Genomic DNA, 21,625 nt, shown 5'->3' on the forward strand with positions numbered 1-21,625 from the left:
GTCCGCTTTACCACGTGATTGACGAAAACAATGAAATCCAACGTCCACCCGCGTTCCCGTGAACCGGTAGGGCCTTAATGTCTGGTCAGAACATGCTCGATAAGACCTATGATTCCGCAAGCGTAGAACCGAAAATCGCCAAGGCCTGGGATGAGGCGGAGGCATTCCGCGCCGGTGTCAATGCAAAGCCGGGTGCGGAAAGCTTCACCATCGTCATCCCGCCGCCGAATGTGACCGGGTCGCTGCATATGGGCCACGCGCTCAACAATACCTTGCAGGACATCATGATCCGCTTCGAGCGGATGCGCGGCAAGGATGTGCTGTGGCAGCCGGGCATGGACCATGCCGGCATTGCCACGCAGATGGTGGTCGAGCGGCAATTGATGGAAAAGCAGCTGCCGGGCCGCCGCGAGATGGGCCGTGATGCGTTTATCGATAAGGTCTGGGAGTGGAAGGACGAATTGGGCGGGTTGATCTTCAACCAGCTGAAGCGGCTTGGCGCATCCTGCGACTGGTCGCGTGAGCGCTTCACCATGGACGAAGGCCTGTCCGAGGCAGTTCTGGAAGTCTTTGTCACCCTCTACAAGCAGGGCCTGATCTACAAGGACAAGCGTCTCGTCAATTGGGACCCCAAGCTGTTGACGGCGATATCCGATCTGGAAGTCGAACAGCATGAGGTCAATGGCAATCTCTGGCACCTGCGCTATCCGCTGGAGGAGGGGGTTACCTATCAGCATCCTGTTGCCTTCGATGAAGACGGCAAGGCGACGGAATGGGAGACCCGCGACTACCTGGTGGTCGCCACCACCCGCCCGGAAACCATGCTGGGCGATACCGGCATTGCCGTTCATCCCGATGATGAGCGCTATCAGTCGATCATTGGCAAGCATGTGATCCTGCCGATCGTTGGCCGCAGAATTCCTATTGTCGGCGACGAATATCCCGATCCGACGGCCGGCACCGGCGCTGTAAAAATGACGCCTGCTCATGACTTCAACGACTTTGACGTCGGCAAGCGTGCCGGTTTGAGGATGATCAACATCCTCAATATCGATGCGACGGTGACCATTGTCGAGAATGACGATTTCCTGGAGGGGCTGACCCCGAGCCGCGAACAGCAGATGGTCTGGGCCGAGCTGGAAGGCCAGGACCGCTTCTTCGTGCGCAAGAAGATCGTCGAGATCTTCGAGGCGGAAGGGCTGCTCGACAAGATCGAGCCGCATAAACACACAGTGCCGCATGGCGACCGAGGCGGCGTGCCGATCGAGCCGCGCCTGACCGAGCAATGGTATGTGGACGCCAAGACGCTGGCTAAGCCCGCCATCGACAGCGTGCGCGAAGGCCGCACCAAATTCGTGCCGAAGAACTGGGACAAGACCTATTACGAATGGATGGAGAATATCCAGCCATGGTGCGTGTCACGCCAGCTCTGGTGGGGACATCAGATCCCGGCCTGGTATGGGCCGGATGGTCAGGTCTTCGTCGAAAAGGACGAGGAAACAGCGCTTCACGCCGCCATTCAGCATTATCTGTCGCATGAAGGGCCGATGAAGGCTTTCGTGGAAGACAAGATCGAGAACTTCAAGCCGGGCGAAATCCTCACCCGCGATGAAGACGTGCTCGATACCTGGTTCTCCTCGGCGCTCTGGCCGTTCTCCACGCTTGGCTGGCCGGAAAAAACCCCGGAAGTGGCGCGCTACTATCCGACCAATGTGCTCGTCACTGGTTTTGACATCATCTTCTTCTGGGTTGCCCGGATGATGATGATGAGCCTGCATTTCATGAAGGATGAAGCGGGCAATCCCGTCGAGCCATTTGAAACCGTTTATGTCCACGCCCTTGTGCGTGACAAGAACGGTCAGAAAATGTCGAAATCCAAGGGCAATGTTATCAACCCGCTGGAGCTGATCGATGAGTATGGCGCGGATGCGCTGCGCTTCACGCTGACCATCATGGCTGCCCAGGGCCGCGACGTGAAACTGGATACGGCGCGGGTTGCGGGCTATCGTAACTTCGGCACCAAGCTGTGGAACGCCACCCGTTTTGCCGAGATGAACGGCGTGAAGTCCGATCCATCCTTCCTGCCTGAAGCGGCCACACTGGCCATCAACCGCTGGATTCTGACGGAACTGACGCGGGCTGAACGCGAGGTCACGGAGGCCATCGCACATTTCCGGTTCAATGATGCGGCCAGCGCGCTTTATCGCTTCGTCTGGAACCAGTTCTGCGACTGGTATCTGGAGCTGCTGAAGCCGGTCTTTGCCGGTGAAGACGACGTTGCCAAGACTGAAGCCCAGGCTTGTGCTGCCTATGTGCTGGAGCAGACCTACAAGCTGCTGCACCCCTTCATGCCGTTCATGACGGAAGAGCTGTGGGCCCATACCGCAGGTGAGGGTGTCGAGCGCGAAACACTGCTGTGCCATGCCGATTGGCCGGTTCTGACCTTCAGCGATGAGCAGGCGGCTGCCGATATCAACTGGTTGGTGGATCTGGTCAGCGGCATTCGCTCGGCCCGGGCGGAAATGAATGTGCCGCCTTCTGCCGTTGCACCGCTCACCGTCGTTGGCGCCAATGGCGTTACCCGCTCCAGGCTGGAGCATCACGAAGCCGCCATCAAGCGTTTGGCGCGGGTGGGTGACATCAGCCATGCCCCGGAGGCGCCGAAGGGTTCTGCCCAGGTCATCGTTGGCGAGGCGACGGCCTGCCTGCCGCTCGGCAGCCTGATCGATCTTGGTGCTGAGCGAGCCCGTCTGGAAAAATCGATCGGCAAGGTCGATCAGGATATCGAGAAGGGCCGCAAGAAGCTTGGCAACGAGAAGTTTGTCGCCAATGCCGATCCGGAAGTCGTCGCCGCTGAGCGTCAACGGCTTGCCGAACTGGAAGAGCAGCGCGGCGTGCTGGCTGTGGCTCTGCAACGGGTCAACGAGGCCGGTTGACCCCCTGGAGTTTGTCTTGGGGCATTTCCGCGAAAAGTGAAATCCGCTTTTCCCGGCAAAACAAACGATCATCTGAAAAATCAAAACCTGTCTGGTTCAATCTGAACGAGACAGGTTTTGCATGGCCGTGTGCGATCTAAAACGCACAAAGGTTCGCTGTAGCGCCATCCGAAATCATTTGGGTTGTGATTGCGCCTGAAGGTGGAAACACCCTCGGGTTTTTTCGATGTTAAAACCGCTTACTCCTGCGATCTGGTGTTCCAGCGGGAATGCCGTTTTTGCACTGCAAAAAATACCATAGAAATCTCAGGAATAATGAATTGAGGTCGCGTTGCTGTTTCGCAACGGTTGTGAAGAAATGTAAAATATTATTCCGTAAATTGGGGGATAATCCCGGTTTGACGCAAAACGTTCCTTTCAATTTGTCAATTTTACGGCGTTAATAAGACCTTACGTAAAACGTTCCATCCATATGGTGCGCCGCAATCGTATTTCGTGAAGTTGTCATTTAATTTTAATAGGTTAGGCTTCATTCAACAAAATTCCAATGTTTGGAGGGGACATGTCAAAAAAACAAATTACGCGGGGCGTTCTGGCTTTGATCGCGGCGGCGCTTTCCAGCACAGCGGCACTGGCAGGCGGCTTTTCCAGAGGTGAGGCCGATACCGACATTCTTTACGAGGATGGGAAGGTCAAGGCTCGCGCTGGCGCTGTCTTCGTCTCGCCGGGGCGTAAATATGACACGGTGGGAGGATCGAAATCATCCGACGGTAGTTTTAGTGACAGTTACTGGATTCCCAGTGTTGCCGCCAAGGTCCAGATTTCCGATGCGTTGGGCTGCGCCTTTACGTATACCCAGCCCTTCGGCGCATCCTCCACCTATGGAACGGATACACGCCGTGCCGACCAGTTGGCCGGGGCGGCTTCAGGCAATTTCAACTATTACACCAAGAAGCATTTCATCACCAATGAATATGGCGGCACGTGCGCCGTGCGTTTCGATGTTGGTCCTGGCAAGCTCTATGTGTTGGGTGGCGGTTTCTTCCAGGATTTCGATTACACGGCCGATTCCTATTATGGAACGCTGCACCTGAAAGATAATTCGTCTGTCGGATATCGCCTGGGTGTGGGCTATGACATTCCCGAATATGCGATGCGTGCCCAGTTGATGTATCGTTCGCAGATCAAGGAAGAGGCCGATGGTGACTTCACGCCGCGTGCCCTGTCGGCGCTGCTGGGCACTGGTGCCGTTTCTGCCTATGGTTATGGCACCTTGCCACAATCACTCAAGCTGAGTCTGCAAAGCGGAATCGCGCCCGGTTGGCTTGCCTACGGCTCTGTCAAATGGACGGACTGGAGCGTTTTGCAAACGCTCAACTACAATATTACCGGCCTCGGCGACCAGCGGGACGATTTTTTCTGGAAGGATGGCTGGACCATCCAGGCGGGCATTGGCCACAAGTTTAACGATCGCGTTTCCGGTACCGTCAATATCACCTGGGACAAGGGTGTAGGTAATGGCGCCGATATCATGACCGACACCTGGACGTTGGGTGTGGGAACCGAGATCAAGCTTGGGCCAGGCGATCTGCGTGTTGGGGCGGGGGTCAGCTATCTCACCGCCGGGAGCCAAAGTTATGCCAAGGGTGCATCCTATGATGCGACCGCAAATGGCGACTGGGCCTATGCCTTCGGTAGCTCCTACCAGATCAAGTTCTGATATCTGTTCATGACTTTATGAAATGGCATGGTTGCTCTCGAATGAGCGACCGTGCCATTTCCTTAATGGAGCCACGACGAAGCCGACCCAGGCTTTTCAGCGTGTCTTACCCCTCGTCCCCGCGTTATGCCTGACGTCGCCCTTGAGAGCTATGGCGCACGGCCCTGTGGAGAGGGTCTCGACAGGTGGATGCGTTGCCCGGCCTAGGGCTGTTTTTGCGGTGCTCGGGCTGTCCATTCTGTGCTTTCTTTGCAACATATTTTATATCCTCTCGGTCGTAATCCTCTCAGTGCTAAAATGTCTATTTCCCGCCACAAAGAGAGCGCAGCACAAGCTCCGTGCGAAGTTCCGGGTGTGCAATCCCTGCGCTTGCTTGGTCGAAAGAATATGGGTTCGGATGAAAAACCTCGGTTTTTCAGGTGGCTCCGGCTTGTTCGGCACAGCAGAGACGTAGAGCAGTATACCGGCCGCAGTTTCAGGTCTCAGGCCGCTTTCTCGCCCGAAAGGCACTTTATGTTGGGGAAAATCGAGAGGACGCGAAGAATAATTTACCGGATTTCAATCTGGTTGCGTTCTTTATGGGATTTGGATCTGTACCCGGTTGCGGACGTTGTTGGCTCTGGCGCTGTCGTAAATCCTTCGCTTGTGCGTAGAAGGGCCTTTGGTCGTGGAAATGTTTAAGGTTTACGGTAATCAGGGGCGGACAATCGGACAGTCTTCAGCCTTTCTGCTGCTGTCACTGGCGCTCGGCAACCTGTTTTATACGGGCTGTGCCCATGCCTTTGACTTCAAAGCCGGTGTCTCCAAGGAGTCCGGTCCCTTCGATTTGTTCAAGTTCGGTTTCAACGCTCAAAAGAGCGGCAAGACGCAGGATGCCGTCGAAGCCTATCGTTATGCCGCCGAAAAAGGTCATACCGGATCGCGCTGGGCGCTGGCCAATATGTATGCCGATGGCGATGGCGTTGTTAAAAACGATTATGAAGCCTTCAAGATCTATTCTGAAATTGCCAACCAGGGCGTTGAGCCGGGCTCGGAAGATACGGTCTATTTCGTCAATGCGCTGATCTCGCTGGCCAGCTATTACCAGCAGGGCATTGCCGGCAGTCCGGTCAAGTCCGATCTGGTCCAGGCCCGTCAGCTTTATTTCCAGGCAGCGTCCGCCTTTGGTTTCCCGGAAGCCCAGTTCGAGCTGGCGAAAATGCTGCTGGCGGGCGAGGGCGGCAAACGCAATGTCCAGCAGGCCAAGAAATGGCTTAACCTTGCCCGGAAGAACGGCCATGCCGGCGCCATGGCGCTGTTTGGCGATGTCATTTTCGAAGAAGGACAGGCGGCCCGTGGCCTCGCCTTCCTGACGGCGGCTCTGGATAAATGCGCGCCAAAGGATTGCCCATGGATCGAGGATCTCCAGGAGCGCGCCTTCTCGCTTGCCGATGAAAAAGATCGCCGCGTTGCCGTCGCACTCGTGCCACAGGTGCAGGAACAACCCTGAACGGGCTGGCCCGCTACAGTGCGGTGCGCCATATATGGCGCACCGCACTGTAGCTCTTTATATCTGATGCATAATTTTCTCTTTCAACCGCTTCCGGTTTAAAGAATTATGCAGTAACCCTCTTTATGCTGCGACGAAATTGAAATGTCCGATAACCGGCACATGGTCGGATGGCTTTTCCCAGCTTCGCACATGCTTTTCGATCTCGGTCGAGACAAGCCGGTCGGTGGCTTCTGCCGAGAGCAGAAGGTGATCAATACGAATGCCGTTGTTCTTCTGCCAGGCGCCAGCCTGATAATCCCAGAATGAGTAGAGTTTTGTTGCATCCGTCGTGGCGCGGACGGCATCGGTCAGGCCCAGATTTTCCAGCGCATGGAAGGCGGCGCGGGTTTGTGGCAGGAACAGAGCATCCGTGGCCCAGACCGCCGGGTCGAAGCAATCATGCGGCTGCGGAATGACATTGTAGTCGCCTGCGAGAATAAGCGGTTCTTCCAGGGCAAGCCGCTCTGCCGCAAAGCGTTGCAGCCGCGCCATCCAGGCCAGCTTGTAGGGATATTTCACCGGATCGTCGGATGGATTGCCGTTAGGCAGGTAAAGCGAGCAGACCCGCAACACGCCATCGGCCACCGAAAACACGCCCTCGATAAACCGCGCCTGTTCATCGGCCTGGTCGCCGGGCAGGCCACGATTGACCTCATCGGGCCTGATTTTCGACAGAAGCGCGACGCCGTTGAACCCCTTCTGGCCATGGGTTTCCACATGATAACCCAAAGCCTCGATCTCGGCGCGTGGAAAGCCTTCATCGACGGATTTGATTTCCTGGAGGCAGACAATGTCTGGCGATGAGCTTTCCAGCCATTGGCAGAGATTGGCAAGTCGAGCTTTTACGCCATTGATGTTCCAGGTGGCAATTTTCATCGGTGGGATTTCCTAGAGTTTGTCAGGGAAAAGTGGAATGCGGTTTTCCCGAAAAGACAAACGAAAACAAGATAATCGAGAGTTTGTCTGGTTCAATATGAACCTGACGAACTCAAGGTTCAGGCCTGAGTTTTATCTGAAAGCCCACCGTTTGCCACGGAGAATTATGCCGAACCCACAAAAGCCTCTACATCGCAAAGCTGGTACCGCAGCCACAGCTGGCCACGGCATTGGGATTGGTGATCTGGAAGGATTGACCCATCAGGTTATCGACAAAATCGATTTCCGACCCGGCCATGTAGACCAGTGATACCGGATCGATCAGCAGCGTGGCGCCGTCGCGCTCGATTACCAGATCGCCATCCTGCGGGCCCTGGTCCAGGTCGAATTTATAGGAGAAGCCAGAACAGCCGCCGCCTTCGACAGAGACGCGCAGAGCGTGTTTGTCCTGTTCGCTGGAGACGATTTTGGCGATGCGCTTGGCTGCGTTTTCCGAAACTGTAACTGTCTGCGTGGTCATGTTTGCCTCCTGACGGGTTCAAGGCCCGTAGAAACCTGGGGGTTGTCGATTTTTACCTGTCAACTTCACGGCAAAGCAGCAAAAACTGGCAGGAATAAACGAGATTATAAAACGGAAACCGGTGCCTTGCACGGGATTTTCCTATAGGTATGAACCATAGGCGAGAGCGTCAATGGGCAGGATGAAGAGCAGGCATGACAATCGATAGAAATGCATTGGGATTCGGTGTTGGAGAACGGGCGATTTTTGCCGCTGATCCCTGGAATTCGCGTGGGCGCCTCTATCCGGAAGGCGGCAGCCTGACCCGGTCCGATTTCCAGCGCGACCGCGACCGCATCGTTCATACCACCGCTTTTCGCCGCCTCAAGCACAAGACTCAGGTGTTTATTGGCCCCGACAGCGATCATTACCGCACCCGCCTGACCCACACGATCGAGGTGGCGCAGATTGCCCGGGCGCTGGCCCGCGCCTTTCGCATTGATGAGGATCTGGCCGAAGGCGTGGCTCTGGTACATGATTTCGGCCACACACCGTTTGGCCATACCGGCGAGGATGCGCTGCACGAATTGCTGGAACCCTATGGTGGCTTCGATCACAACGCCCAATCGCTGCGGATCGTCACCAAACTGGAGCGCCGCTACGCCGAATTCGATGGCCTTAACCTGACCTGGGAAACGCTGGAGGGGCTGGTCAAGCACAATGGGCCGCTGATGAATGCGGACGGCGAGGGGACGCGCGGACCGGTGCCTTTGCCGATAACTGAATATTGCCAGATGCAGGATCTCGATATTGCCAGCCATGCCAGCCTGGAAGCCCAGGCCGCCGCAGTCGCAGACGATATTGCCTATAATACCCATGACATCGATGACGGACTGCGCTCCGGCTATCTGACGTTTGATATGCTGGAGGATGTGCCGTTTCTGGCTGGTCTGATGCGCGATGTCAGCGACCGTTATCCCAATCTGGAGGCTGACCGGTTTACTCATGAAATCATGCGCCGTCAGATCACCCGGATGGTCGAGGATGTCATTGCGGTGGCCCAGGAGCGGCTATCGCGTATTCGCCCGATGTCGGCTGACGATATTCGCCAGGCGGGTGAAACCGTGATTACCTTTTCGCAAGAGATGGCCGAGACCGACCGACAGATCAAGAAACTGCTGTTTTCGAAAATCTATTGCCATCCCGATATCATGCGCATTCGCGCTGGTGCCGCCCAGATCGTCACGGATCTGTTCAAGGCCTATATGGCCGATCCGACCCTGATGCGCAGCGACTATTGGGTGGAGCATACGGCAGGGTTGGAAACGCCCGCCAAAGCCCGCCATGTCGGCGATTTTCTGGCCGGGATGACGGACACTTATGCGGTGCGTGTTCACCGGCAGCTGTTTGACCATACACCCGATTTGCGCTAGGCAGCGGGCGAAACGCCGCCTGTTGGGCTGGCTTCGACCTGCATCTGTCTGGATTGATCCTCATGAACCTGTTCGCCGATTTCGAAAATCGAATCAAAACTGCGCTGGAAACCCTTGATCTTGTAAAGGAAAAGCGAAGTGAACTGTCGTTCGATCGGATCGTTGTCGAGCCGCCGCGCGATGCAAGTCATGGCGATGCCGCAACCAATGCGGCGATGGTTCTGGCAAAGCCGCTCGGCGTCAGCCCCAGGGTTCTGGCCGATCTGATCGGCGAAAAGCTCAAGGAAGATGCGGATATTGCCGAGGTTTCCGTGGCCGGTCCCGGCTTCCTGAATATCCGCCTTTCCGTTGCCTATTGGCAGCGGCTGCTGGCCAATGTGATTGCTGCAGGCACGGATTTCGGCCGCTCGCAAACCGGCGCGGACCGCAAGGTCAATGTTGAATATGTCTCGGCCAATCCGACAGGGCCGATGCATGTCGGCCATTGCCGGGGTGCCGTGGTCGGCGATGCGCTGGCCAATCTGCTGGCATTTGCCGGTTATGGCGTTACCAAGGAATATTACATCAACGATGCGGGGTCGCAGATCGACGTGCTGGCCCGCTCCGTTTTCCTGCGCTACCGCGAGGCGCTGGGCGAAACGATCGGTGAGATCCCGGCTGGCCTATATCCTGGCGATTATCTGAAACCGGTCGGCGAGGCGCTGGCTCAGGAATACGGCGTGCGTCTGCACAACATGCCGGAAGAGCAGTGGATGGATATCGTCAAGGATCGCGCAATTGATGCGATGATGGTGATGATCCGTGAGGACCTCGCGGCCCTTAATGTGCATCACGACCTGTTTTACTCCGAGCGGCAATTGCATGCCAATGGAGCGGCCGCGATCCGCACCGCGATCAACGACCTGACCTTCAAGGGCCATGTCTATCGCGGGACGCTGCCGCCGCCAAAGGGGCAATTGCCTGAAGATTGGGAGGATCGCGAGCAGACGCTGTTTCGCTCCACCGAAGTCGGCGACGATATCGACCGTCCGCTGATCAAGTCCGATGGCAGCTACACCTATTTTGCCGCCGACGTCGCCTATTTCAAGGATAAGTATGATCGCGGTTTCGACCGGATGATCTATGTTCTGGGCGCCGACCATGGCGGCTATGTCAAGCGGCTGGAGGCGGTGGCCAAGGCTGTGTCCGAGGGCAAGGCCAAATTGACGGTACTGCTCTGCCAGCTCGTCAAGCTTTATCGCGATGGCGAGCCGGTCAAGATGTCGAAGCGGTCGGGCGATTTCGTGACGTTGCGCGACGTGGTCGAGGAAGTCGGCCGCGATTCGGTGCGCTTCATGATGCTTTACCGCAAGAGCAGCGAGCCGTTGGACTTCGACTTTGCCAAAGTGACCGAACAGTCCAAGGACAATCCGGTCTTTTACGTGCAATATGCTCATGCCCGTTGCATGTCGATCTTCCGTCAGGCGCGCGAAGCTTTCGGCGATATTGATCTTTCGCCTGCTGTTCTGGAAGCAGCCGTGGCCGGTATTACGGAGCCGAGCGAAGTGCAATTGATTGCCAAGCTTGCGGAATACCCGCGAATCATTGAAGCTTCGGCCCAGTCAATGGAGCCGCATCGCATCGCATTTTATCTTTACGATCTGGCTAGTTCGTTCCATGCTCATTGGAATAAGGGCAAGGATCAGCCGGAATTACGATTTGTTAACGATAAAAACCGACAATCAAGTCTTGCCAGACTTGGGCTGGTGCATGCTGTCGCTTCTGTGTTGCAGTCCGGACTTGCCATTACCGGCACGGATGCTCCGCAAGAGATGCGATAGTATCGTCACCAATTCCCCACATTGCGCTGGCAAGCCGATGGTCGCGTAGCGAGTGGAAGTGTAGGGTTATGGTGCAAAAACAGGCTGCATATAGCAGGGATCCAGCAGGCAATGCGTTTGCGGACGACGATCCGTTGGCAGAGCTGGCCCGTCTCGTCGGCTACGATGCGCCGGTGGCGCGTCGTGACCCGCCCATGACATCCGGCGGCGCCGCGACCTTGGGGGTAACACCCGGAGCCGCTGTGGCACCAGAACCGCACCGGCATTCGCCAGCGCAGGATCAGGTCAATCTGCAGGACGAGCTGCTTCAGGATCTTGATGGTTACGTCGATGCGCCTGACTATGTCGGCGTGTCCCAGCCGTCAGCCGGGTATTCCCATGAAGCGGTATCGGCGCGAGAGCCGGTGTCATTCGGTGGCACTGAGGCTTCTGGGCCTTCTGCTTCGGACATATCTCTTGCAGATGAACTTGAATGGTCGGTTGGCGACGTGGCGGTAGAACCGCCATCGGCGCGTTCCGGTGGAGCCGATCCAACCGAAGGCTATGGGCGTCATCGTCTGCCGCTTGCCAATTTTAATCCGGTCAGTGCTGGCGCCTCGCGCTCCAGTGCGGCTCGTCATGAAGAGCAGACCCGCCAGCGGCACGAGCCGGTGATGGAGCCTGCGCCGGTTGAAGCGGCTGCCCCTGTTATCCACCCGGAGCCTGATGCCCCGGAGATGGACCAGGATTTCGATTTTGGGTTCAGCCCCGAAGCATCGCGATCACCAGTACCGGCAACGCCCACGCAGGATGCTTTCGTCCAGCGCCGCGAACCGCCGCTTTTCCAGCCTGTTGCCCATTCGGTTTTCGCAGGTGCGCCGCTTGCCCCGCCATCGCGGGAGGTTCCGAGCTTTTTCGAGGCCCTGGCCCACAATGAAGAAGTCGAAGCTCGGCCCGTTGCGGCTTCCGCCTATTCGGTGCAAGAGCCTCAATTCGAACCGCAGGCAGCGTCCACACGCCCTGACCATCAGCGTCATGATCATCAGTCAGAAATCCAGGACGAAACATCGCTAGCCCCGCAGGAGTCCGATCCATTCGGTGGCGATTTTGATTTCGATCTGGAAGATATCGAACTCGATCTCTCCGAGCTGGAGGCTGAGTCTGCACCTCCGGTAATAGAGCAGAGGCCACCGCAGCCCGTGGCAGCCGCCGTTACTGGTCCTGTCACGCATCAACCGTCCCGTCCGGCAGAGGCCGCACCTGTTGAGGCGCAGGCGCCCGTTGCTGAACCGGAGCCGCAGCATGTGAGTGAACCCGCGCCACTGCCGTTTGATGCCGCCGAAATTGCCGATCAGGACGAGCATCTGGAAGCGGTTGCGCATCTGGACGTTCCCGATTTGCCGCCCGTGGAGGATGCCGCGCCTCCCACCTATCGGCAGGATTACGACTTCGATATCGATTCCGAACTGGCGACATTGCTGGACCAGACGGTAGAGCCGCGCTCGGCATCTGCGCCATCAAAGCCCGCGCAGGCCGTCGCCGCCGCAGCTGTTACAGCTCCGGTAGCGCCCATGCCGCCCTTGGCCGAGCAGGTCAAGAATATGCCCAGTGATGATTTCGACGTGTTCGAAAAGGCGCTGGAGGAAGATTTCCGCAAGAGCCTCGATGGTCCCCATAGTTTCGGTGCCAAGCCCGGCGGACCTGTGCCGATGCCGTTGGAAGCAGAGGACTATGACGATTACGAAGAGCCGCGCGGTTCGCGCCGCTGGTTGGCGATGGCTGCGGCGGCAGTTGTCGTGCTGGTTGGCGGTGGCGGTGTTTATGCCTGGATGAAGACCAGTGGGGGCGAAACGTTCAGCTCCAGCGAGCCGAAAGTGGTGATGGCTGACAAGGGGCCGGTCAAGGTCGTGCCTGCCGATCCCGGTGGCAAGTCCGTTCCGAATCAGAACAAGGCGGTCTATGACCGTGTGTCTGGTTCGGCTCCTGACCAGCCTCAGCAAAAGAGCCTGATCTCTTCGCAGGAAGAGCCGGTGGATGTTGCCCAGCGCACGCTGGAACCTGACAATTTGCCGTTGGAACAGGAATCAGAGGCTGATAATGCTGGTATAAACGGGGCCGGTATAAACGGCGCCGGTATGACCGGCGATGCGGCGCAGACGGGCCAGAATGGCCAGCCAGCCGATCCCACCAAGCAAGGCGACCAGCAGAGCCTTTCGCCTCGCAAGGTGAAAACTATGATCGTGCGGCCGGACGGCTCGCTGGTGGCGCAGGAAACCTCTGCCCAGCAGCCTGCGGCCGCCCAGCCATCGACGGCGCATGCTGCCGCTCCTAATCTGGCGGCCCAGCCGGGGTCGGCTGCTCCGCAGAGCGTGGAACAGGCCATGGCCTCCGCGGATACTGCGACGGCTGCACCGGATGCCGCCCAGGCTAGTGCTGGCGTTCCAGCTCCCAACATGCCGGTTCCGCGCAATAGACCGGCTGCTGCACCCGTGCAGACGGCTGCGGCAGCTGCTGCCAAGAGCTCAACGCCGGCTGCTACGCCTGTTTCGGCATCTCCTGCGTCGGCCAGTACGGCTGCCAGCTCTGGCGGCTATCTGGTTCAGATCTCTTCGCTGCCAAGCGAAGCCGATGCCCAGAAGAGCTACAAGAGCCTGTCGGCTAAATTCGGCAGCGTGATCGGTGGCCGTGGCGTCGACATCAAGGCCGCAGATATTCCGGGCAAGGGCACCTACTACCGTGTCCGTATCCCGGCTGGCAGCAAGGATGAAGCCGTGTCGCTCTGCGAACGTTATCGCGGCGCTGGCGGAAATTGCATGGTGGTGCGCTAAAGGCGTAGAGGGAGCCTTTTACGGTTCCCTTGGATTGAATGTGATCTCGTTTAAGGGCGCTCTTCCGTGGGAATAGCGCCCTTTCTGCTGCTTTTTCGCGGATTCCTGTGCATGATCGGCGCTTTGCCCTCGGCTTTTCGCAAAGCTCGACTATTGTTCGACCCATGACCCACGCAAAAGCTATGATTTTGGGCTGTTCCGGCCCGGTTCTGACCCCCGATGAGCAGGCGTTCTTTAGAGAGCACCAGCCCTGGGGCTTCATTTTGTTCGGGCGCAATTGCCTTGACGGCGCACAGATCAGCGATCTGGTTGCGCAGATGCGCGATACGGTTGGCGGGCGCAATGCGCCGGTGCTGATCGATCAGGAGGGCGGGCGCGTTCAGCGTATCCGCGAGCCGATGTGTTCGCGCTACCCATCGGGTGCCGAGATCGGCGCGCTTTACCGTCAGGACAAGGAGAAGGGGCTGCGTGCCGCTTGGCTGATGTCGCGGCTGCATGCATTTGATCTTATGCGCTTCGGCATCAATGTCGATTGCCTGCCGGTGGTGGATGTACCGGTCGAAGGCGCCAGCAATGTCATCGGCAACCGCGCCTATGGTTTCGATCCGGAAACGGTTGGAGCGATGGGCGAAGCGGCGGCGGCGGGGTTGAAGGCAGGCGGTGTGCTGCCAACGGTCAAGCATATTCCCGGCCATGGCCGGGGCATGGCCGATTCTCACCATGAATTGCCGGTGGTTACGGCCTCGCGGGCCGAGCTGGAAGCGCATGATTTTCCGCCCTTCCGGCGGCTCAACGGCGAATTGATGGCGATGACCGCGCATGTGGTCTATTCTGCCTATGACCCCAATTACACGGCCTCGACCTCATCCATTGTCGTGGATGAGGTGATCCGGGGACTGATCGGGTTCCAGGGGCTGCTGATGAACGACGATCTATCGATGAATGCCCTGAAGGGGACGATTTCCGAGCGGGCCGCAGCGGTGATTGCCGCTGGCAACGACGTTCTGCTGCATTGCCACGGGATCATGGAGGAAATGGTGCAGGTTGCGGAGCACGCTCCTTGGCTTTCCGGAGCAGCGCTTGCGCGGGTAAAGGCCGTAGAGGCGGCCTTCGGCTGTAACGACGGCGCCGACGAACAGGCGATCCGTGAGGAATTTTCCTCACTGATGGCGGTGGCGTGATGGCAGAGCCTGTCGCACCCGCTCTGGCTTCCTCCGCTCCGGCTTCAAGTGTGAAGGGTAGCACCGCCACGCCTATGGAGAAGCTGTGGCAGGGCGATGCGGCGGTTGAGCGGGCCAGCGATGATCCGTCTCTGGTCATCGACGTCGCTGGTTTCGAAGGCCCTCTGGATCTGTTGCTGTTTCTGGCCCGCAATCAGAAGGTCGATCTGTCGCGGATTTCAGTTCTGGCGCTGGCCGAACAATATCTGCTGTTCGTCGAAGAGGCCCGCAGCATCCGCATCGAGCTTGCCGCCGATTACCTTGTCATGGCGGCTTGGCTTGCCTATCTGAAATCCCGGCTGCTGATCCCTCAGCAAGCCAAGGACGACGAGCCCTCCGGTGAGGAAATGGCCGCAGCACTGGCCTTCCGGCTGAAGCGGTTGGAGGCAATGCGCGATGCGGCTGGAAAGCTGGTCAACCGCAACCGGCTGGGCCGCGATATCTTTCAGCGCGGCGCGCCCGAACATGTGCCCGACCGGGTGAACTCGGCTTTTGAGGCCAGTCTCTACGACCTGCTGTCGGCCTACGCCAATCTACGCCAGCGCCAGGCCTATACACAGGTCACCATCGAACGGCGCACGGTGTGGTCGCTGGTCGATGCGCGCACGCTGTTAAACCGGATGATTGGCGAGATCAGCGATTGGACGGCGCTGGACGCTTATCTGCTGCAATATCTGGCCGATCCGGCTGAGCGGGTCACGGCGATTGCCAGCGCCTTTGCTGCATCGCTGGAACTGGTGCGGGAGGGCAAGCTGGAAATTCGCCAGGCTGGCGCCTTCGAGCCGATCTATATGCGGGGCGGCAAGGGCCGGGACGCGGCGGGCATGCTGGTACCCCATGCTGATGGTGGTCAGGCGTGATGGCAATGACGGGCGACAATCAACCGGATGAAACCGATGCCGAGGATGGGGCCGGCGGGCTTGCTGGCATACGGGAGCGTGAGGCCTTGCGCATCGTTGAAGCGCTGGTCTTTGCCTCGGCAGAGCCAGTGTCGGAAGGCTTTCTGGCCGAGCGCCTGGCACGCGGCACCGATATTGGCGGGCTGATGAAGGCGCTTCAGGCCGATTATGCGCCGCGCGGTGTCAATCTGGTGCGGGTTGATGGGCATTGGGCATTTCGCACAGCCGCCGACCTCGCCTTTGCCATTCGCCGTGAAGACAACGAGGTGCGCAAACTATCGCGGGCGGCGCTGGAGGTGCTGGCGATCATTGCCTATCACCAGCCGGTCACGCGGGCCGAAATCGAGGATATCAGAGGCGTGCAGACCTCCAAAGGCACGATTGACGTGTTGCTGGAGGCTGGATGGGTGCGGTTTCGCGGTCGCCGTCGCACGCCGGGCCGGCCCGTCACCTTCGGGACGACGCGCGATTTTCTCGATCATTTCGGGCTGGAGGAATTGCGCGATCTGCCGGGCATGGAGGAATTGAAGGGGGCGGGGCTGTTGACGGGACGCATCCCGGCGAATTTCCATGTGCCGATGCCCATGGATGGCGATGCGTTTGGTGAGGATGAGGACCCGATCACCCAACTTGATCTGGAAGAGCTGGGCCTGCTGGCGCCCGCCGATGCCCGTGGGACCTGATCTGTTGCCGAGAATGGAGCCGTGGAGCTTGGGCAGTAGAAATGCCCACGAAAATCTGCGGGACTGTTGATGGGGCGGCGGCGGTGTCTTGCCTCCAGTCATTTCCCATGCCAAGCAGGTAAAAGATTTTGTAATTTGAAAAAGATGCACAAACATCTTACATCGGTATGACCGATCAATAAGGAGTGGGGACCATGGGTTCTTTCAGTATGTGGCATTGGCTGATCGTTCTGGCGATTGTGCTGTTGTTGTTTGGCCGCGGCAAGATCCCGGAACTGATGGGCGACGTTGCCAAGGGCATCAAGAGCTTCAAGAAGGGCATGTCGGATGACGATACTGCCCCGGATGCGCCGTCCCGGCCTGCCGATCCGTCGAAGACCGTGGACCATCGGGCCGACGATCACAAATAATGATGTGTGAAACTGAATGAGGCCGGTGCCTGACGGCGCCGGTCTGTTTCTGGAATGGGTCGCCGCTTGGCCGACGGCTTCAGGAGACTGAAGAATGCTTGACATTGGCTGGAGCGAATTACTGGTCATCGCGGTCGTGCTGATCGTTGTGGTCGGTCCGAAAGACTTGCCGCCCATGCTGCGGGCCTTTGGCAAGATGACAACGCGGCTGCGCAAGACGGCGGGCGAGTTTCGCGCCCAGTTTGACGAAGCGCTGCGCGAAGCCGACATGGACGATGTGCGCCGCACGATCGATGATGCTCAACGGCTGAACCCTGCCAATGCGCTGCGCGAAGCGATCAACCCGCTGCGGCAGATGGGCGCCGATATTAGATCAGATCTCCAGCGTTCGACGCAGGTGGATCATTTCCCTGAAGACGACAGCAGCCGCCTGCCACTGGCGGATGAACCGGCCCGGCCGATGACGGCGGAAGATCTTCCGCCACTGGCGCCGCTGGGCGATACCCTGGCAAAGCCGCAATTGCCGGGTTCGGCTGCTGCGGCACCCGTGACAGCACCGGTCGTCAAGGCTGCCGAAACTGTTACGCCACTGGAAAAAGCACCGGTGAAACGGGTGCGAAAGCCAAAGTCGGATGTCGCGGCGCCTGACGTGCTGACGTCTGAACTGTCGTCGCCTAAGGCGGTAAAAGCCGCTAAAGCCAAGGCTGTTTCCAAGCCAGTCAAAAATCTGAAGCCAGCAGCCGTCACCGCGCCTGTCACGCAAGCCTCTGTTGATGCGGACACTGCTCTATCGGATAAGGGTGTGCAGCCGAAGACGACGACGCGTACCAAAAGGCCAGTAGCGGCGAAAGGTCTGCCGGAGACGGCTGCTGTGCCAGAATTGAAAAAGAAAACCGTGTCCAGGAAGAAGACTGTCCCTGGCGAGACGATGGCCAGCCAGCCTGTGCCGCGCGCGCAAGACACGAGCGCACAAGACAGCAGCAAGCAAGACACCAGTAAGGGTGAAGCATGAGCGACGACATCGAGGACAAGCCGCAGCCGCTGATCGAGCATCTGATAGAGCTGAGGACGCGGCTGATCTGGTCGCTGGGTGCGTTTTTCCTGGCCTTCATCGTCTGTTTTTTCTTCGCCAAGCATTTGTTCAATCTTCTGGTCGTTCCCTATAAATGGGCGGTGATCTGGGCGCATCTGGATGTCAGCAAGGCCGAGCTGATCTATACCGCGCCGCAGGAGTTTTTCTTCACTCAGGTCAAGGTGGCTATGTTTTCCGCCATGGTGATCGCTTTTCCGGTGATTGCCGCGCAGATCTACAAGTTCGTGGCACCGGGCCTTTATAAAAACGAGCGACAGGCCTTCCTGCCGTTCCTGGTTGCCTCTCCGGTCCTGTTCCTGATGGGGGCGGCGCTGGTCTATTTCTTCTTCACGCCGATGGTGATGTGGTTCTTCCTGGCCATGCAGCAGGCGCCGGGGCAGGGCGATGTGGCGATTTCGCTGATGCCGAAAGTCTCGGAATATCTCAGCTTGATCATGTCGCTGGTCTTTGCTTTCGGACTTGTGTTCCAATTGCCTGTCGTGACCACGCTTCTGGCGCGGGTCGGGATCATCGACAGCAAGTGGCTGGCCGAAAAGCGCAAATATTTCATCGTCATCGCCTTCATCGTTGCGGCAGTGCTAACCCCGCCCGATCCGATGTCCCAGATCGGTCTTGCACTGCCTACCATCCTTCTCTACGAAGTCTCGATCTATGCCGCAAAGCTGGTGGAACGGGAACGGTCAAAGAAGGCCGCAACTGAAGCCAGCACCTCCACCGAGGTGGAATAGCCTGCGTCAAAATCCGGCCCGCTACATAGTTGGTCCGCTTACATACTTGGCCCGCTTACATACTTGGAACGACGATGCTTGATATAAAATGGATTCGTGAAAACCCTGAGCTTCTCGATCAGGCGCTGGCAAAGCGCGGGGCAGAGCCGCTGTCGCAGAGCCTGATCACGCTTGATGAACAGCGCCGGGCTGTCGTCCAATCCATGCAGGACATGCAGTCGCGTCGTAATTCCGCGTCCAAGGAAATTGGCGCGGCTATGGCGCAAAAGGATATGGCGCTGGCCGAAAAGCTGAAGGCCGAAGTTGCCTCGCTGAAGGACACCCTGCCGGCTGCCGAAGAAGACGAGCGCCGCCTGAGCGCGGAGCTGACCGATGCCCTGTCGCGCATTCCCAATATTCCGCTGGACGATGTGCCTGTTGGCGCGGATGAACACGACAATGTCGTGGCGCGTGTTGTTGGCCAGAAGCCGGGCTGGAACCATAAGGCCATCGAGCATCCGGAAATCGGCGAAGCGCTGGGCTACATGGATTTCGATCGGGCTGCCAAGCTTTCCGGCGCACGATTTACCGTCTTGACCGGGCCTTTGGCGCGACTGGAGCGGGCGCTCGGCCAGTTCATGATCGATCTCCACACCAGCGAACACGGCTATACGGAAGTCTCCTCGCCGCTGATGGTGCGCGATGAAGCGATGTATGGCACCGGCCAATTGCCGAAATTTGCTGAGGAACTGTTCAAGACCACCGATGGTCGCTGGCTGATCCCGACAGCCGAGGTGACGCTGACCAATCTGGTCTCCGGCGAAATTCTCGATCAGGAAAAACTGCCGCTGCGGTTTACAGCCTTGACGCCGTCCTTCCGCTCGGAAGCAGGGTCGGCTGGCCGTGACACGCGCGGCATGTTGCGCCAGCATCAGTTCTGGAAATGCGAGCTGGTGTCGATCACCGATGCGCAGAGCGCGTTGGCGGAACATGAGCGGATGACGGCCTGCGCCGAAGAAGTGCTGAAGCGCCTTGGCCTGCATTTCCGCACCATGACGCTCTGCACCGGCGATATGGGCTTCGGTGCTGCCAAGACCTACGATCTGGAAGTCTGGCTGCCGGGACAGAACACGTTCCGTGAAATTTCTTCCTGCTCGGTCTGCGGCGATTTCCAGGGACGGCGGATGAATGCCCGCTACCGCAACAAGGACGGCAAGGGCACGACATTCGTCCACACGCTGAACGGTTCGGGCACAGCGGTTGGCCGGTGCCTGATTGCTGTCATGGAGAACTATCTCAACGAAGATGGCTCGATCACTGTGCCTGACGTATTGTTGCCCTATATGGGCGGTCTGACGAGAATCGAAAAAGCCAGCTAATTCCGGCTTCGGAAACGTCTTGACGAGGACCAATGCGGATTCTGCTGACCAATGACGACGGAATTCATGCAGACGGACTGGCCGTTCTGGAAAGAATCGCCCGGACTCTGTCCGACGATGTGTGGATTGTTGCGCCGGAAACCGACCAGAGCGGGCTTGCCCATTCGCTGACCCTGTCGGAGCCGTTACGGCTGCGGCAGCTTGGTGAGAAACGCTATGCCCTGCGGGGAACGCCGACCGATTGCGTCATCATGGCCATCCGCAAACTGCTGCCCGGTAATCCGGATCTGGTGCTGTCAGGCGTCAATGCCGGGGCGAACCTTGCTGACGATGTCACTTACTCCGGCACGGTGGCTGGGGCCATCGAAGGCACGGTGCATGGGGTGCGCTCGTTTGCGCTTAGCCAGGCCTATAGCTACGTGGCTGGACATTCAATTCCCTGGCATGTGGCTGAAACCCATGCGCCAGCGCTGATTGCCAAGCTGATGCATATCGATCTTCCGCCCGGCACGTTCCTCAATCTCAATTTTCCCAATTGCGAACCGGACGAGGTCGCGGGCGTCGATGTGACCTCGCAGGGCAAGCTCGACTTCGGGCTCAGCGTCGAGGAGCGCACGGATGGACGCGGGCTGCCCTATTTCTGGCTGCGATTCGGCGACCGCAAGGGCAATTTCCGCGCCGGAACCGATATCAGCACGTTGCGCGATAACCGTATTTCGATCACGCCGCTGAAGCTGGACCTAACCGACTACGCGGTTCAGGATATCATCGCCGCCGCGCTGAACCCGGAGGTGGGGTCTTGAAATCCGCAATGCTTGAAAAAGAAGGCTTTGCCGCCCTGGTGCTGCGGCTGCGCTCCGAAGGGATTTCCGACATCAACCTGCTGACGGCGGTGGAACAGACGCCCCGGTCGCGATTCGTCGCTCATCATCTGGCCGAACATGCTTATTCCCGCCAGACGATCCCGCTTGAATGCGGTGCGTTCATGGAAGGGGCCGATCTTGCGGTCCGGCTGATCGAGCGGCTGCGCGTCAAGCCCGGCCAGCGGGTGATGGAGGTCGGCACCGGCAGCGGGTTTATGACCGCTGTTCTGGCGCGTCTTAGCGAGCGGGTCGTCTCTGTGGAGCGCTATAAGACGCTGGTCAACGATGCGCAGGCTCGTCTCGAGCAATTGTCAGTCCGCAATGCGATTATCCGCCATGGCGATGGCAGCCTGGGCCTGCCGGGCGAGGGGACATTCGACCGAATCATCGCGACCGCCGCCTTCCCCTCGATGCCGAAAGTCTTTACCGAGCAATTGGTTCATAACGGGGTGCTGCTGGCTCCGCTGATTTTGGACGAAAACCGATGCGTCATGGTGCGGCTGACCCGCACCGGCAGCCGGTTCGAGCGGGAAGACCTGTTCGAGGTTCCCTACCTGCCCTTGACCCCAAACGTAGCTGCCTTCCTCTGATTGGAAGCTTTGACCTCTCTAAATTTACCAAAATAGGAGGGTTTTCGGGTGCCTGGCTCAGTGCCCTTAATTTTTATGGTTAATGGCTTTTTTGTAAAACCCCGGCACAGCTGGGTTTCCAGCCACGCAGGCCCCGGTTTTCCTGCGATTTTTTGCGGA

Annotated in this window: 16 protein-coding genes and 1 pseudogene; 15 read left to right on the forward strand and 2 right to left on the reverse strand. The window is 58.3% G+C overall.

What is annotated here, in order from left to right; translation table 11 throughout:
* Positions 1 to 92 precede the first annotated feature (92 nt).
* From V6582_RS18120 to exoR, 3 genes are all read left to right on the forward strand, one after another.
* Positions 93 to 2,936 (forward strand): valine--tRNA ligase, encoded by a 2,844-nt coding sequence (locus tag V6582_RS18120; RefSeq protein ID WP_349508959.1) that lies wholly within the window; start codon positions 93 to 95, stop codon positions 2,934 to 2,936.
* 562 nt (positions 2,937 to 3,498) lie between these two features.
* Positions 3,499 to 4,656 carry an OmpP1/FadL family transporter gene (locus tag V6582_RS18125; RefSeq protein ID WP_156630533.1) on the forward strand — a complete coding sequence of 386 codons (1,158 nt, stop codon included), beginning with the start codon at positions 3,499 to 3,501 and terminating at the stop codon, positions 4,654 to 4,656.
* Between the two features lie 673 nt (positions 4,657 to 5,329).
* Positions 5,330 to 6,145, forward strand: coding sequence for an exopolysaccharide production regulator ExoR (gene exoR / locus V6582_RS18130; RefSeq protein WP_015916349.1), 816 nt, complete (start codon positions 5,330 to 5,332; stop codon positions 6,143 to 6,145).
* Between the two features lie 123 nt (positions 6,146 to 6,268).
* Here exoR and xth read toward each other — a convergent pair whose 3' ends face one another.
* Together xth and erpA are read right to left on the reverse strand one after the other, a co-directional pair.
* A complete protein-coding gene (xth, locus tag V6582_RS18135; protein WP_156630534.1) occupies positions 6,269 to 7,063 on the reverse strand; it encodes an exodeoxyribonuclease III in 795 nt (264 codons plus the stop codon).
* Between the two features lie 187 nt (positions 7,064 to 7,250).
* Positions 7,251 to 7,583 (reverse strand): iron-sulfur cluster insertion protein ErpA, encoded by a 333-nt coding sequence (gene erpA / locus V6582_RS18140; protein ID WP_070150521.1) that lies wholly within the window; start codon positions 7,581 to 7,583, stop codon positions 7,251 to 7,253.
* A gap of 194 nt (positions 7,584 to 7,777) precedes the next feature.
* On the opposite strand from erpA, the gene V6582_RS18145 reads away from it, so the two are divergent.
* The 12 genes and pseudogenes from V6582_RS18145 to V6582_RS18200 all read left to right on the forward strand — a co-directional run bounded on the left by V6582_RS18145 (position 7,778) and on the right by V6582_RS18200 (position 21,466).
* Positions 7,778 to 8,995, forward strand: coding sequence for a deoxyguanosinetriphosphate triphosphohydrolase (locus V6582_RS18145; protein ID WP_156630535.1), 1,218 nt, complete (start codon positions 7,778 to 7,780; stop codon positions 8,993 to 8,995).
* Positions 8,996 to 9,057: 62 nt separating this feature from the next.
* On the forward strand, positions 9,058 to 10,815 hold the full coding sequence (gene argS, locus V6582_RS18150; RefSeq protein ID WP_156630536.1) for an arginine--tRNA ligase: 1,758 nt from the start codon (positions 9,058 to 9,060) through the stop codon (positions 10,813 to 10,815).
* Between the two features lie 68 nt (positions 10,816 to 10,883).
* On the forward strand, positions 10,884 to 13,622 hold the full coding sequence (locus tag V6582_RS18155) for an SPOR domain-containing protein (RefSeq protein WP_156630537.1): 2,739 nt from the start codon (positions 10,884 to 10,886) through the stop codon (positions 13,620 to 13,622).
* Between the two features lie 164 nt (positions 13,623 to 13,786).
* Complete coding sequence (nagZ, locus tag V6582_RS18160; protein WP_156630538.1) at positions 13,787 to 14,803, forward strand: beta-N-acetylhexosaminidase; 1,017 nt, start codon at positions 13,787 to 13,789, stop codon at positions 14,801 to 14,803.
* Complete coding sequence (locus V6582_RS18165; protein WP_420360159.1) at positions 14,803 to 15,702, forward strand: segregation and condensation protein A; 900 nt, start codon at positions 14,803 to 14,805, stop codon at positions 15,700 to 15,702. The genes nagZ and V6582_RS18165 overlap by 1 nt, the downstream gene beginning before the upstream one ends.
* A 5-nt stretch (positions 15,703 to 15,707) precedes the next feature.
* On the forward strand, positions 15,708 to 16,424 hold the full coding sequence (scpB, locus tag V6582_RS18170; protein ID WP_156630539.1) for an SMC-Scp complex subunit ScpB: 717 nt from the start codon (positions 15,708 to 15,710) through the stop codon (positions 16,422 to 16,424).
* A 194-nt stretch (positions 16,425 to 16,618) separates the two neighbouring features.
* The gene (locus V6582_RS18175) at positions 16,619 to 16,834 is read left to right on the forward strand and encodes a twin-arginine translocase TatA/TatE family subunit (protein WP_156630540.1); all 216 of its coding nucleotides are present in this window, start codon (positions 16,619 to 16,621) and stop codon (positions 16,832 to 16,834) included.
* Between the two features lie 94 nt (positions 16,835 to 16,928).
* Positions 16,929 to 17,229, forward strand: a pseudogene (tatB, locus tag V6582_RS27585) (Sec-independent protein translocase protein TatB); the annotation flags it as partial.
* Between the two features lie 613 nt (positions 17,230 to 17,842).
* The gene (gene tatC, locus V6582_RS18185) at positions 17,843 to 18,655 is read left to right on the forward strand and encodes a twin-arginine translocase subunit TatC (RefSeq protein WP_156630542.1); all 813 of its coding nucleotides are present in this window, start codon (positions 17,843 to 17,845) and stop codon (positions 18,653 to 18,655) included.
* A gap of 74 nt (positions 18,656 to 18,729) precedes the next feature.
* Positions 18,730 to 20,013 (forward strand): serine--tRNA ligase, encoded by a 1,284-nt coding sequence (gene serS / locus V6582_RS18190; protein WP_070164978.1) that lies wholly within the window; start codon positions 18,730 to 18,732, stop codon positions 20,011 to 20,013.
* A 32-nt stretch (positions 20,014 to 20,045) separates the two neighbouring features.
* On the forward strand, positions 20,046 to 20,816 hold the full coding sequence (gene surE, locus V6582_RS18195; RefSeq protein WP_156630543.1) for a 5'/3'-nucleotidase SurE: 771 nt from the start codon (positions 20,046 to 20,048) through the stop codon (positions 20,814 to 20,816).
* Entirely contained in the window at positions 20,813 to 21,466 is a 654-nt protein-coding gene (locus V6582_RS18200) for a protein-L-isoaspartate(D-aspartate) O-methyltransferase (protein WP_070164976.1), read from the forward strand. The genes surE and V6582_RS18200 overlap by 4 nt, the downstream gene beginning before the upstream one ends.
* The last annotated feature ends 159 nt before the right edge of the window (positions 21,467 to 21,625 follow it).

Source organism: Agrobacterium vitis (genome assembly GCF_037039395.1).
GTDB classification, from domain to species: domain Bacteria; phylum Pseudomonadota; class Alphaproteobacteria; order Rhizobiales; family Rhizobiaceae; genus Allorhizobium; species Allorhizobium vitis_E.